We start from the raw sequence: 13,540 nt of genomic DNA, 5'->3' as shown, positions 1-13,540 counted from the left end.
CGCTCAGGCTCCTTTGAGGCTGCCGATGCGCAGGGAATCGCCGCGATGGGCGGTCCCGGAGTCCGGGGCGGGGAGGTCGCCGAGGAGGTCGGCGCTGGGGACGAAGAAGAGGCCGCCGGTGACGGCCGTGGAGAAGTCGAGGATGCGGTCGGTGAGGCCCGGCGGGTCGCCGAGGAACATGTTGCGCAGCATCCGTTCGGTCACGGCGGGGGTCCGCGCGTAGCCGATGAAGTACGTGCCGAACTCGCCGCGGCCGACTTCGCCGAACGCCATGTTCTCGCGCACGATCTTCCGTTCGGTGCCGTCGTCGTCGACGATCGTGTTGAGCGCGACGTGCGAGTCGGCCGGTTTGAGGTCGTCGGGGAGTTCGACGTTCGTGGACTTCGCGCGGCCGATGACGTGTTCCTGCTCCTCGACGGTGAGGGCCTGCCAGGCCGCCATGTCGTGGACGTACTTCTGCACGATGACGTAGCTGCCGCCGAGGAAGGGCGGCTCGTCGTCGTCGACGAACACGGCCTCGTCCGCCTGCCCGCCCTCCGGGTTCTCGCTGCCGTCGACGAAGCCGAGGAGGTCGCGCTCGTCGAAGTACTTGAAGCCGTGCACCTCGTCGACGACGGTCACGGCGGCGCCCAGGGAGTCGACGATGAGCCGGGCCAGTTCGAAGCAGAGGTCCATGCGGCGACCGCGTACGTGGAAGAGCAGGTCGCCGGGGGTGGACGGCGCCCGGTGCCGGGGGCCGGTGAGCGGGGTGAAGGGGTGGAGTTCGCGCGGACGCGGTCCGCCGACGAGGCGGTCCCATGCCGTGGAGCCGATACCCGCGACGCAGGTGAGGGCGGCGTCCGGCGAACGGAAGGCCACGGATCGCGTCAGCCCGGCGAGGTCGGCCAGCGCGTCCCGCACGGCGGAGTCCCCGCCGGGGTTCAGCGTGGCGACGAGGAAGACGGCGGCTCTCGGCGGCGGTACGACGACGGGCTGCGTGGTGACCACGTGGCTCCCGGGAGACATTCCATGACGATGTGGCGCATAGGTGACGAGCTCAGCGTATCGGGGCCGGGGGCGCGACGCAGTCCGGGCCGCGCCGTCAGCAGGCGCCGACCCACTCCACCGTGCCGTCCGCGAAGGTCTGGTGCTTCCAGATCGGCACCTGGTGCTCGATGTCCTCGACCAGCCGCTCGCACGCGGCGAACGCCTCGGCGCGGTGCGCGCAGGAGACGGCCGCGATCACCGCGACCTCGCCGATCGCGAGGCGCCCGGTCCGGTGCACGGCGGCCAACGCGCGGACCGGGGGGTGGGCCTGCGGCCGCGCCCGGTGCCGTGGCCCGGCCGAAGGCCCCTGCGGCTCCTGGCCGGTCCTCTCGGGGTGGTGGGCGCTCATGGGCCGGGGACGTCCAGGACCTCGACGACGGCGCCCGCGGCGAGTCCGCCCGGCGGGACCACCGCGAGGGCGTCGGCGAGGGCCAGGCCGCGCAGCATCGCCGGACCGTCGAAGGGGAGCGGTACGGCCGTTCCGGCGGAGAGCCGCACCGGCACCACCCGGGTGTCCCGCGCGTGCCCCGGCAGCGGTGCTCCGGCCACGGCGCCGCGGGGACCCCCGTCGACGTGGCCGCCCAGCCGGCGCAGCAAGGGTGCCGCGAGCGTGACGGCGCCGGTCACGGCGGCCAGCGGGTTGCCGGGCAGGCCGACGAGGAGCCGGGACCGGTCACCCGCCACGGGCGGGAGTTCGGCGAGCAGCATGGGGTGGCCCGGACGGACGGCGACGGAGTCGACGAGCAACCGGCCCCCCGCCCCGGCGATCGCCGGGCGCAGGAAGTCCACCGGACCGGCGGCGGTGCTGCCCGTGGTGACGAGCACGTCGGCGGTGGACCGTCCCATGGCCTCGTCCAGTGGACCGAGGGCGTCGGCTAGTCGCCGTACGGCGGTCACCTCGGCGCCGAGGCGGTGCAGCCATGGCGGCAGCAGCGGGCCGAGCGCGTCGCGGACCCGCCCGTCCCCGGGCAGGCCGGAGTCGAGCAACTCGTCCCCGAGGAGCAGGAGTTCGATCGTCGGGCGACGGTGCACGGCCAGCCTGTCGTAGCCGGCCGCCGCCGCCAGGCCGAGCACGGCCGGCGTGACGGTCGTACCGGCCGGAAGAAGTGGCTCACCGGCCCGGCATTCCTGACCGCGCGGCCGGACGTCGCGCCCTGGAGCCGGCGGGTCCGGGAGGCGGTGGCGCAGGAGGCCGTCGGGTGTGGTCCGCGCTCCGTGCTCGCGGCGCAGTACGGCGGTCGCGCCACGTGGCAGCTCGGCGCCGGTGGCGATGGGGACGGCGGCGCCGTGGTCGAGCGGCCGGGGACGCTCACCGGCCAGCACCCCGCCGTCGTACGGCTGCCAGGGTCCCGGTCCCGCCACGGCCCAACCGTCCATCGCCGCGGTGTCGAACGAGGGCAGGTCGGTCAGGGCGGTCAGCGGTTCGGCGAGGGAGGCCCCGAGGGCTTCGGGGAGTGCCAGGGCGACGGGCGGGAGCGGATGCCCGGCGGCCCGTACGGCCGCCGCGCGTGCCTGATCCCACGGCATGGCCGGTGCGGGCGCGGCGCTCCGCGCGGCCCTGCTGCGGTCGGGGCGCGTCACGCCGCCCGTGCCGCATCCGATCGTCGCGGCCGGGCGGGTGGTTCGGCGCGCGTCCGCCCCGGCGTCGCCGAGCGGCTCCTCGGCATCGGTGTCCGGGTCGCCGCCGATTTCGGCGTCTACGGCCTCGGTCCTGGCCCTCACGGCGTACTCCTCTCGGCTGGGTGCGCGGGTGTCCCGGTCTCTTCGGGTCATCCGCCGATGGCGGACATCGGGCGGGCCGGCCGACGGAAGCCGGCGCTGTCGATGGCGTGCCCGGGTCCCTTGCCCGTCACCGAGGCCCGCCGGGCCGCCTCGATCGCGGCGTCGTCGGCGCCCGCGCGCAGCAGCGCGCGCAGGTCGGACTCCTGCGTGGCGAAGAGGCAGTTGCGCAGCAGAGGTTGCGGCGGTCGGTGAGCGAGAGCCGCAGGTCCGTGTGGACCCTGCCCAACCGGTCCAGGAGCGGGCGGGTCATCGTGGAGTGGGGTGACACGGGCTCGCCTCTTCTTTCGGCACGCATTCCTTTCACGGACCATCTTCGAAATTTCCGCGAAGCGTGTCAAAAAGGCATTTCGGATCGCTTGATAAATCCCGCCTATCGCGATCCCCGCGTATCGCTATTCCTTTTCCACCGGTACGGATCGCCCTTCGGAGGGCGTGATGGCGACCCTCACGTGCTTCATGATCGGCTGGTCGCTCTGGGTGCTGTAGTCGGCCAGCGCGCAGAGGACGTTCATCTCGGGCATGTAGCCCGCCGCGCAGCCGCGCGGGATGTCGTACGGGATCGCCAGATAGCCGTCGAGACGGCGTCGGCTGCCGTCCTTGGCGATGCTGGTGATGTCGACGGGGTCGAACTTCGCGATACCGCGTTCGCGCATGTCGTCCTGGTTCATGAAGACGAGCGTGCGCAGGTTCTTGATGCCGCGGTAGCGGTCGTTGTCGGAGTAGATGGTGGTGTTCCACTGGTCGTGGGAGCGCATGGTGCCCAGCGCCAGCATCCCGGGGTCGGGCAGGACGTCGGGGAGTTCGGCGGTGGAGAACTCCGCACGCCCGGACGGGGTGAGGAAGACGAGTTCGCGCGCGGGCTGTTTGATGCGGAATCCGAGCGGGAGCCGCACCCGGCGGTTGAAGTCCTCGAATCCGTCGAGGGCCCGGGCCATCGTGTCGCGGATGCGGTCGTAGTCCTCGATGTACCACTCCCACGGCGTCGCGCTCTCGGGCAGGGCGGCACGGGCCATGCCGGCGACGATCGCGGGCTCGGAGAGCAGATGCGAGGAGGCCGGGCGCTTCATGCCGACGGAGAGGTGCACCATGCTCATCGAGTCCTCGACGGAGGTGCTCTGGACGCCGTTGCGCTGGTCGTCCTTCTCGGTGCGGCCGAGGCAGGGCAGGATGAGCGCCCGGCGCCCGTGGACGACGTGGCTGCGGTTCAGCTTGGTGCTCACCTGGACGGTGAGGTCGCAGCGGCTCAGCGCCTCGTACGTGTACGGGGTGTCGGGGGCGGCGAGCGCGAAGTTGCCGCCCATGCCGACGAACACGCGCACATCGCCGCGGTGCATCGCCTTGATGGTGCCGATGGTGTCCAGGCCGTGCTCACGGGGCGGTTCGATCCCGCAGGTGCTCGCGAGACGGTCCAGGAACTCCTCGGTGGGGCGGTGGTCGATGCCGCAGGTGCGGTTGCCCTGGACGTTGCTGTGGCCGCGCACGGGCGAGGGCCCGGCTCCCTCCCTGCCGAGGTTGCCGCGCAGCAGTAGGAGGTTGACGATCTCCCGCACGGTGTCGACGCCGTGTTCGTGCTGGGTCAGTCCCAGGCACCAGCTGATGATGCTGCGGTCGGCCTCGCGGTAGACGCGGGCGGCCTTGAGGATGTCGGCCCGGCCGACCCCGGACTGGCTCTCGATCTCGTCCCAGGCGGTGGCCTCGCAGCGGGCACGGTACTCGTCGAAGCCGGTGGTGTGGCGTTCGATGAACTCCCGGTCCAGCGCCTTCGGATCGGCGTCGGACTGCTCCAGGATCGCCTTGGCCATGCCTCGCAGGAGCGCCATGTCGCCGCCGATGCGCGGCTGGAGGTTGAGGGTGCTCGTCCGGGTCGAGTGGAAGGTGGCCATGTCCGTGAAGTCGTGCGGGATGATCGCGCGGGTGGCGCCCGCCTCGACCAGGGGGTTGATGTGCACGATGGCGGCGCCGCGGTCGTGCGCCTCCGAGAGCGCGGTGAGCATCCGGGGCGCGTTGGAGGCCACGTTGACGCCCATGATGAACAGGGCGTCGGTGGTCTCCCAGTCCTTGAGGTCGACGGTGCCCTTTCCGGTGCCGAGCGCCGCCTGGAGCGCGCGGCCGCTGGCCTCGTGGCACATGTTGGAGCAGTCGGGCAGGTTGTTCGTGCCGAGCTCCCTCGCCATGAGCTGGTAGAGGAAGGTGGCCTCGTTGCCGAGACGGCCGGAGGTGTAGAAGGACGCCTGGTGCGGCGAGTCGAGTGAGCGGAGCGTACGCCCGACGAGTTCGAAGGCGTCCTTCCAGCTGACGGGGACGTAGTGGTCGGTGTCCGGGTCGTAGGCCATCGGCTCGGTGAGCCGTCCCTGGTTCTCCAGGTCGAAGTCGCTCCAGCCGGACAGTTCGGTCACCGAGTGGGCGGCGAAGAACTCCCGGTCGACCCGCTTGCGCGTCATCTCCCAGGTGACGTGCTTGATCCCGTTCTCGCAGATGTCCAGGTGCAGGCCCTTGGTGTCGTCCGGCCAGGCGCACCCGGGACAGTCGAAACCGGTGTTCTCGTGGTTCATCTTCATGATGGCCCGTGGCCCGTCCACCAGCGCGCCCTCACGTGCCATGAAGCGCGTCACGCTCTTGGCGGCGCCCCACCCGGCGGCCGGATGGTGGTAGGGCTGGAACTCCGGGTCCGCTGCGGGCTCGGGGCCCACGCGTGGTTCCACTCGTTCCTGCTCTTCGGGAGAGGCGCTCAAGGTCCTCACCTTCCGCGGTGTGGGCGTGGGGCCCGGGAGACGGCCGTTTTTCCCAGCCTAGGCGCGCCCCGCGCGCCCCGCGATCCCGGCCGGTCCGCCCGGATCCGCGCCGGGAGGACCCCGCCCGGGCTCCGGACCCGGTCCTGCGACCGGGGGAAAAGCACTGGCGAGGCCGGGTCCGCACGGACGATCATGCCCGCATGAACGATGCACCCGCGCGATGGACCCAGGCCACCGTCTACGCCGACATGTGGACGGACCCGGACGACGACCCCCGTGACAGTGGAGAGGCACCGGAGGGCGAGCTCGCGACCCTCCTGGACTTCCTCTCGGGGTACCGCATGACCCTGCGGATGAAGTGCGAGGGCCTGGACCCGGAGCAGCTGGCGCGTCGCTCGGTGCCGCCGTCGACGATGTCGCTGCTCGGTCTCGTGCGCCACCTCGTCGAGGTGGAACGGGACTGGCGCAGCTGGATCAGCGGCGATCCGGTGCCGAAGCTGTACGGCGTCAAGGACGCGGACTTCCTCGGTGCCGTCGCCGATCAGGCCGTGGTCGACGCCGCGTTCGCCGATCTGGAGCGTGAGCAGGCGGCGACGGACACCGCGCTGGCCGAGCACCCCGATCTGGGCGAGCGCCTGCCGAAGGACGGGACCGCAGGTACGGGAGCTGATGGTGCACCGGATCGAGGAGTACGCCCGGCACTGCGGCCATGCCGACCTGCTGCGCGAGTGCGTCGACGGCCGGGTGGGCCAGTGACGGACCGACGGTGTCAGACGGTCGTGGACCAGCCCGGGATCGTCGGCATGACCTTCTCCGCGATGCGGAGCAGCACCGCGTCGTCCGGCACCTGACCGTCCTGGCGCCACAGGGTCACCTCGAAGGAGCCTCCGCTGTCCTTGGCGTCCCGGGCCACCACGACGGTGCGGGCCGGGACGCCGGGACCGGTCCGGGCGTCGCTCCCGTCGAGGCGGAAGCTGATGCTGATGGTCTGGTCGGAGTGGAGGACCGCCGGGCGGCCCAGAAGGGTCCGCGGCTCCGCGTCGTTCCACAGGATCGAGGGCTCGCCGCCCACGGGACGCCCGTCGTAGGTGGCCGACAGCGTCACGGTGTACGTCCCGATCTCGACCTCGGCCGACGGGGTGGCGATCTCCTTGCCGCCGGCCGGCACGACGGAACTGTCGTTGCCGAAGGCGGACTTCACGCTCTCCGCGGGCGTGCCCAGCAGGTGGGCGAGGTCGGGACGGTTCAGCGCCTCGCACAGCTGCGTCCCGGTGACACGCGGGGGCTGTCTCCCCGGGTCCCCGGGCGTCTCCTCGGACGCTCCGTCCGAGCAGGAGGCCGGCCCCGCGACGCCGGCGCCGCTCGTGGGCTCCAGCACCCGGCTGAGCAGCCACAGCCCGGCGCACAGGGCCGGCACCAGGAGCAGGCCCGCGACCGCCTGGCGTACCGCCGCCCGTCTGGACAGCACCGTCGTCTCGTGCGCCATGTTCCCCCACCCGCCCCTGTCCCCGATGTGTGCCCGGGGACCCTAACCCGTGATCATCGGGCGGACAAGGCGATTTCCGGTGGCGGGTGACGGTGGATCAGACCGGGACCTTCCTGCTGAACCAGCCGGTGAACACCTCTTCATCGGCCGCGCGCCGCTCGGCGCGCTCCAGGACCTTCTCGGCCTCGGCCCGCCAGGTCGCCGCGTCCGCGCGGGGCGGGGGTACGAAGGGGCCACGCTCGGACGCCTCGGCGGCCGCGCCGAAGAAGTCGCCGCCCTTGCGCCGGAAGTCGTCCGTCCCCCACGCGCGGCCGGCGCCCTGCAGCGGCACCTTCTGCAGATGCGGGATGTGCTTGGCGCAGTGGATGTACGCCTCCTCCACGGTGACCTCCACCCAGACCTGGGCGCGACGCCCGGGAACGGGGTCGGAGGCGAGCCCGGTGTGGGCGCGGCGCATCTCCTCGTCGGTCACGACCCGCGCCGTGCCGTTGACATGGAGGCCGATGCGGTCCTGCAGGAAGTCCATCATCAGGATGCCGACGTGCGGGTTCTCCTCGATGTTGCCGAGGCTCGCCTGGACGCCGTTGCCCCGGTACTCCGGGTAGGCGAGGGTCCGGTCGTCCAGGATGTGCAGGAAACCGGGCGGCCCGGCCCGGAAGGTGTTGTCGCACTCCCCGTGCCGGTCGGCCGTCGCGAGGAAGAACATCTCCTGCCGCGCGGCGAACTCCCGCATCCGGGTGTTGAGGCGGTCCAGCACCTGCTCGGCGTAGAACCTGTCGGCACGCTCCGCGGTCCCCATGCGCTGCTGGACCCGGTGTTCGCCGTCACTGCCCGGGCGGGTGGTGCGCAGGGGCGTCGCCTGCCGCTGCCCGGCCTGTTCGAAAGTGCTCACGTCGTTGCCCCGACCAGTTCCTCGATGGAGTCGTGCCGTATGCGATGGGTGGGGATGCCGATGCCCAGCAGGGTGTCGACGCTGCGCCGGATCATGCCGGGCGGTCCGGACAGGTACGCGTCGTACGTGTGCCAGGGCCCGAACTCCCGTACCGCCTCCGGAATGCCGCCGGACAGCAGCCCGACGGGGCCGTCGTCCACGACGGGCCGGACGGAGAGCCACGGGTGGGACTGCTGGAGCCTCAGCATGGTGTCGATGTCGTAGAGGTCGTCGTTCCGGCGGGCGCCGTAGAAGACGTCCACGGTGCGCCGACGCCCGTGCTGGGCCACGTCCTCGACCAGGGCCTTGATGGGCGCGATGCCGGTGCCGCCGCCGAGGCAGAGCAGCCCGTTGTCGGTGCTGTGGTCCACGGTCATGGATCCGGAGGGGGCACCGAGCCGGATCACGTGCCCCGGGCGGGCTCGGTGCACGAGCGCGTTGGAGACCCAGCCCGCCGGCACGGCCTTGACGTGGAAGGAGAGCAGGCCGTCGGAGCGGGGCGCGGAGGCGAAGGAGTAGTGCCGCCAGACGCGCGGCCACCAGGGGGTCTCCAGGGAGGTGTACTGCCCGGCGAGGAAGGGGTACGGCTGGTCGGGCCGGACCGTCACGACCGCGATGTCCGGCGTACGCATCTCATGGGCGACCACCTCCGCCTGCCACGAGGCGGGGGCGCGCAGTTCGTCCTCCGCGGCCGCGTCGATCATGATCTGGGAGATCGCGGTGTAGGCGCTCACCCAGGCGGCCTCCGTCCGCGGCCCCCAGCTCCGCGGGGCGTAGCGGGAGAGGGCGCCGATCAGACACTCGCCGACGGCCGGATAGTGCTCGGGGAGCGTGCCGTACTTCCGGTGCCCGCGGCCGAGGTGGGACAGGTACGTGGACAGGGTGGCGGCGTCGTCGGCGTGGGTCGCCGCCGTGAGCAGCGCCTTGAAGAGGCGGTCGCGCTGGGTGTCCATGGCCGCGGGGAAGAGGTCCCGCAGGTCGGGGTGGCGGAGGAAGAGCAGCGCGTAGAAGTGCGAGGTGACCGTGTCGGCGATCGGCTCGATCTCGGCCATGGTGCGGCGCAGGAGACCGGTGTCGGACGTGTCCTCGGGCGCGGGAGCGGGGGCCGGCGGCTCGGGCGCCGGGGCGGGTCTCGGTTCCGGCACCGGGCGGGGAGCGCCGACGGGCGCCGGACCCGGTGTCGCCGCGGCCTGTCCTTGCGCGGGCGCCGGAGTCCGGGCCGGGTTCGTGGCCGGGGTCGGCCGGTCGGGCGCCCCGCGGCCTCTGTCGGCGCCGTTGCCCACCGGGCGTATCGGGGTGACGGGGCGGCTGGGTACGCGGTCCTCCGTCTCCCGGGGGCCGCGCCCGTCCTGGTGATGCGCCGGGCTTCGACCGAACCAGCCCGCGTCCCGACTCCCGCCTCCGGAACCGGCTCCGGGACTGACGCCGGACCTGTCGCCTTCGGCCGACGTGGGGGTCGGAGCATCCATCGGTGTGCCTCGCCTCGAACATCTTTCGGTCGGTCTTCGTACGTGGGGTCCGAGTGTGCCCCGTTTTCCCTCTCCCTATCGGAATTCCCGGCGTTCGCCCCATCGCTTCAAATCTGCTGGTATGCACCGCACTTGATATGCGAAGAGCGCCCAGGAGTTCGAACGGGCTCGACCATACCCCGCTGACGCGAATCCATGAACGGGAACTTCGGCCATCACGAGGGCTTCGAGTTCCGGCTGGTCAACACGGCGCAAGGCCAGGAACTCGAACGTTTTCACGAGTTACCGACGAGTTCGAGCGATTCGACAAGCCGTTCGCCGTACGACTCGTAGGAATTCGCTGACGGAAAAGATGCGGGGCGTCGCCAAGCCCTCACATCGCACGCCCGGGCTCTTCACGATTTCCCCGCATGAGGCGCTGTCGCAGGAAGGTGTGGACCAGCGCGTCGTTGTGGGCGGCCTGTTCGTTGTCCCCGGCGCCCGCGTGGCCGCCGCCGGTGTTCTCGTGGAGCAGGACCTCGTGCCCGAGTTCACGCAGCCGCGCGGCCGTCTTGCGGGCATGACCGGGATGGACGCGGTCGTCGCGGGTGGAGGTCATCAGCAGGACCGGCGGGTAGGCGCGGTCCTCGGCGAGTTGGTGGTAGGGCGAGATGGCGCGGAGGTGGGGTCGGTCGGCCTCGTCGTCCGGATTGCCGTACTCGGCGATCCAGGACGCCCCGGCGAGGAGTCTGTGGAAGCGGAGCATGTCGAGCAGCGGCACCTGGGCGACGATCGCGCCGAACAGCTCCGGGTGGCGGGTGAGCATCGCCCCCATCAGCAGGCCGCCGTTGCTTCCCCCGGACGCGCCGAGCATGGCGGGGGTCGTGATGCCCCGCGCGACGAGGTCCGAGGCGACGGCCGCGAAGTCCTCGAAGGCCCGGGGCCGGTGGGCGCCGAGCGCCGCCTGGTGCCAGTCGGGTCCGTACTCGCCGCCGCCCCGGATGTTGGCGATCACATAGGTGCCCCCGCGCTCCAGCCACGCCCGGCCCTTCACTCCACCGTAGTAGGGGGTGAGGGAGACCTCGAATCCGCCGTAGCCGTAGAGCAGGGCCGGTCCGGGGCCGGTGGCGGTGCGGTCGGGGCCGATGACGAAGTACGGCACTCTCGTGCCGTCCGGTGAGGTCGCGAAGAACTGCGCGACCGTCAGGCCGGTCGCGTCGAAACGGGCCGGAGCCTGCTTGAGGATCTCCGTGTCGCCGCCGATCACCCCCCGGTACAGCGTGGAGGGCTGCAGGAAGCCCGACACGTCCAGGAAGTACTCGTCGGAGTGGTCGGGGTCCGTGTCCACGACGCTGACCGCCGACAGCTCCGGGACGTCCGTGAGCGGCGAACGCGCCCAGGTGCCCCCGGGGTTCGGGGTGAGGACCTCGATGCGGGTGCTGACGTCCCTCATCGTCTCCAGGATCAGATGGTGGCGGGTCCACGCGTGTCCCGCCAGAGCGGTCCGCTCGTCCGGTGCGAAGAGGACCGCAGCCGTGCGGTCGCCGGCCAGGAAGGCGTCGAAGTCGAACGCCAGCAGGGAACCGGCCCGTCGGCCGAGCCAGTCGGACTTCAGGGTGACGATCAGATGCCGGCGGTGCACGTAGGCGTCGGCGTCGTCGGGGACCGCGATCCTCACGAGCGTGTCGTCGGCTCCGAGGACGTACGTCTCGCTCCGGTGGAAGTCGAGGGAACGGGCGACGAAGTCCCGCTCGAATCCGGGTGTGGTGTCGCGCCAGCCGGACGCCGCCACATCGGACGTGTCCGCCTCGAAGACCGGCTCGGCCGCCTCGAGGGGCGTACCGCGCCGCCATCGGCGCACGGTGCGCGGATAGCCGGAGTCCGTCAGCGAGCCCGGTCCGACGTCCGTGCCGACGAAGACGGTGTCGGCGTCGATCCACCCGATCCGCGTCTTGGCCTCCCCGACCTGGAACCCGTCGTCGACGAACGCCCGCGTGGCGAGGTCGAACTCGCGGACCACCACGGCGTCCCCGCCGTCCCGCGACAGGCACACCAGAGCCCGGTCGTGCTCGGGGTGGCGCACCCGCGCCCCCGCCCACACCCACTTCTCGTCCTCCGCCGCGGCGAGCGCGTCGAGGTCGAGGACCGTCTCCCACTCGGGGGCGTCCTTGCGGTACCGCTCCAGCGTCGTGCGCCGCCAGACGCCGCGTACGTGCGTGCCGTCCCGCCAGAAGTTGTAGAGGAACGCTCCGCGACGGGCGGTGTAGGGAATGCGGTCCGAGGCGTCCAGCACCTCGCGCAGACGCTCCTTCAGCGCGGGGAAGTCCGGGTCGGCGGCGAGCTCCGCCGCCGTCTCGGCGTTCCGCTCGGCCACCCACTCCAGGGCGGCCTCGCCTTCGACGTCCTCCAGCCACAGATACGGGTCGTCGTCACCGCGCGGCGCCGCCACGGGGCCGGTCACCAGGGCCACGGCGCGGACAGGGCGATCGTCACCGGAACCGTCGACGGCCCACCGGGCACGCGGGTCCTGCTGCGCTCCGGCGCGCGGCCCGGGGCCCGTTCGCCGGACGGGTGTGTGTCTCCCATGGCCCCAGCCTACGGCCCCGCCCGTCCCTCGGGCCCAACACCTGGCAGATCACGGCGGTCCGGCTCTATGATCACCGCGATGACTACTCACTCTCTCCACAGATTGGGGGACCCGTCCGCGCAAGGTGAGTGCTGATGCTCACCGACATCGCGTACGAGGATTCCCCGCTTTCCTTCTGGCCGCGCGTACGAGAGTTCGCCGTGCCGCCCTCCATGATCGAGACCGCGACCGTCCGGCGCTCCGCCGGGGACTGGGCGGGGGCCTGCGCCGCCGCCGGCGTGGACGTCGATCTCGACCTGAAATCCGTGTCGCGCGCCCGTGGCCGGGAACTGGCCGCCCTGGTGCGGGCGGACCTCCGCCATCTGGCACCCGACCTCCTGCGCTGGCATCTGCCGAGAATCGCTCCCGACGGGCTGCTGCGCCCCGGTCTGACCATCGCCCTGGCCCGGTACGACACCGGGCCGGACGGCGCGGACCCGGTCCACCTGGTGGTCCGGACGCCGCCGGCCTGGGCGGACGGCGGTCAGCGCGTGAGCCTCGCGCTGTGGGACGGCTCGCTCGCCGAGCCGAGCGCCCGCCGCCATCCGCACCCTCGTCCGAGTCGCCGGTTCCGTCTCGACCTGCATCGCCACCTGTGGGACGCGCGCAGGACGCGGGAGCTCGGGCTCCGGTCCGGGGCGACGCGGTCGCCCGACGACGGCCCTCCCCCGACGGTCCCGGACGCACCGGGGACGGTGGGGCGGGAGCTTCGACCCGCCGTCGACCGCTGGGCGGAGGAGGCGCGGATCCTGCTCCGCTCCGAGGGGCGGTCGGCCGGCACGGTCAGGGTGCGTGCCGGGGCCGGACAACGGCTGCTCCTTGAGCTGCCGGCCGATCGGGACGGAACCGGACCGCCCACGACGCGGATCGCCGAGGCGCCCGCGGACCGGGACGTCTCCGCGCTGCCGCTCCTGCCCGACGCCGCGACCTGGGCACTGCCCGATCTGGAACTGCTCCGCGGCGGGCTGATCGAGGCCGGCCGGCTGCACCCGCTGGTCGCCCCGGTCCTCGTACCGGGTCTCCCCCCGGCCGCTTCGCGGCGGCCGCCGGACCGGACGCAGCCGCACCTCGTCGAGTGCCGGGGTGCGCGCCACCGGATCGGCCTGGTCGACGGGGTGCTGTCCCCGCTCGACCACGACCCGGCCGAGATCCGCCGGGAGGAGTTGCTGGCCGCGCTGTCCGGCACCCCGCTCCCCTGCCTCCAGGCCATCGACCGGGCGCACCGTCGTCCGGACTGTCTCGACGGTGTCCGCGACCGCCTGCACCACGGCGACATCGCCGGCGCGCTGGCCGTGGTCGAGGGCCTGCTGGGCCCCGACGCCCTGCTGCGCGACGGCGCGCTGCGGGACGAGCTGGAGGCGGCGGCCCGACGTCGCCTGACCTACGGCCTGTTCCGGGCCGGCCTGATCGGCCCGGGGCCGGGTCGCATGCGACCGGGTCCCAGCCGCCACCCCGGCCACCGCGCGCGCCCGCGGCACGCCACCCGCCCCTGACCCGGCGGCTCCGCTC

General features: G+C 72.6%; 9 protein-coding genes and 2 pseudogenes. 2 read left to right on the top strand and 9 right to left on the bottom strand.

What is annotated here, in order from left to right:
* Window positions 1-3: 3 nt before the first annotated feature.
* From AB0D99_RS10010 to AB0D99_RS09995, 4 genes and pseudogenes are all read right to left on the bottom strand, one after another.
* Complete coding sequence (locus AB0D99_RS10010; protein ID WP_362358532.1) at window positions 4-1,005, bottom strand: Dyp-type peroxidase; 1,002 nt, start codon at window positions 1,003-1,005, stop codon at window positions 4-6.
* Window positions 1,006-1,081: 76 nt separating this feature from the next.
* Window positions 1,082-1,285: pseudogene (locus tag AB0D99_RS10005) on the bottom strand (molybdenum cofactor biosynthesis protein MoaE); the annotation flags it as partial.
* A gap of 86 nt (window positions 1,286-1,371) precedes the next feature.
* Window positions 1,372-2,553 carry a molybdopterin molybdotransferase MoeA gene (locus AB0D99_RS10000; protein WP_362358624.1) on the bottom strand — a complete coding sequence of 394 codons (1,182 nt, stop codon included), beginning with the start codon at window positions 2,551-2,553 and terminating at the stop codon, window positions 1,372-1,374.
* 647 nt (window positions 2,554-3,200) lie between these two features.
* Window positions 3,201-5,510, bottom strand: a complete 2,310-nt coding sequence (locus AB0D99_RS09995) for an FdhF/YdeP family oxidoreductase (protein ID WP_362358622.1) — start codon at window positions 5,508-5,510, stop codon at window positions 3,201-3,203.
* A gap of 371 nt (window positions 5,511-5,881) precedes the next feature.
* Here AB0D99_RS09995 and AB0D99_RS09990 point away from each other — a divergent pair.
* Window positions 5,882-6,296: pseudogene (locus AB0D99_RS09990) on the top strand (DinB family protein).
* A 13-nt stretch (window positions 6,297-6,309) separates the two neighbouring features.
* Here AB0D99_RS09990 and AB0D99_RS09985 read toward each other — a convergent pair.
* The 5 genes from AB0D99_RS09985 to AB0D99_RS09965 form a co-directional block, all read right to left on the bottom strand.
* Window positions 6,310-7,026: a DUF6215 domain-containing protein gene (locus AB0D99_RS09985; protein WP_362358531.1), complete on the bottom strand. Its 717-nt coding sequence runs from the start codon at window positions 7,024-7,026 to the stop codon at window positions 6,310-6,312.
* A gap of 97 nt (window positions 7,027-7,123) precedes the next feature.
* Complete coding sequence (locus tag AB0D99_RS09980) at window positions 7,124-7,918, bottom strand: pyridoxamine 5'-phosphate oxidase family protein (protein ID WP_362358530.1); 795 nt, start codon at window positions 7,916-7,918, stop codon at window positions 7,124-7,126.
* Entirely contained in the window at window positions 7,915-9,426 is a 1,512-nt protein-coding gene (locus AB0D99_RS09975; RefSeq protein WP_362358529.1) for a globin domain-containing protein, read from the bottom strand. The genes AB0D99_RS09980 and AB0D99_RS09975 overlap by 4 nt, the downstream gene beginning before the upstream one ends.
* Window positions 9,427-9,799: 373 nt before the next feature.
* Window positions 9,800-11,866 carry a prolyl oligopeptidase family serine peptidase gene (locus AB0D99_RS09970; protein ID WP_362358528.1) on the bottom strand — a complete coding sequence of 689 codons (2,067 nt, stop codon included), beginning with the start codon at window positions 11,864-11,866 and terminating at the stop codon, window positions 9,800-9,802.
* A complete protein-coding gene (locus AB0D99_RS09965) occupies window positions 11,863-11,991 on the bottom strand; it encodes a hypothetical protein (protein WP_362358527.1) in 129 nt (42 codons plus the stop codon). Before AB0D99_RS09965 ends, AB0D99_RS09970 begins: the two co-directional genes overlap by 4 nt.
* Before the next feature lie 135 nt (window positions 11,992-12,126).
* On the opposite strand from AB0D99_RS09965, the gene AB0D99_RS09960 reads away from it, so the two are divergent.
* Window positions 12,127-13,524, top strand: a complete 1,398-nt coding sequence (locus AB0D99_RS09960) for a hypothetical protein (RefSeq protein ID WP_362358526.1) — start codon at window positions 12,127-12,129, stop codon at window positions 13,522-13,524.
* The last annotated feature ends 16 nt before the right edge of the window (window positions 13,525-13,540 follow it).

Source organism: Streptomyces sp. NPDC047971 (assembly GCF_040653355.1).
In the GTDB taxonomy this organism is placed as follows: Bacteria; Actinomycetota; Actinomycetes; order Streptomycetales; family Streptomycetaceae; genus Streptomyces.
This window is presented reverse-complemented; position numbering and strand designations above follow the sequence as displayed.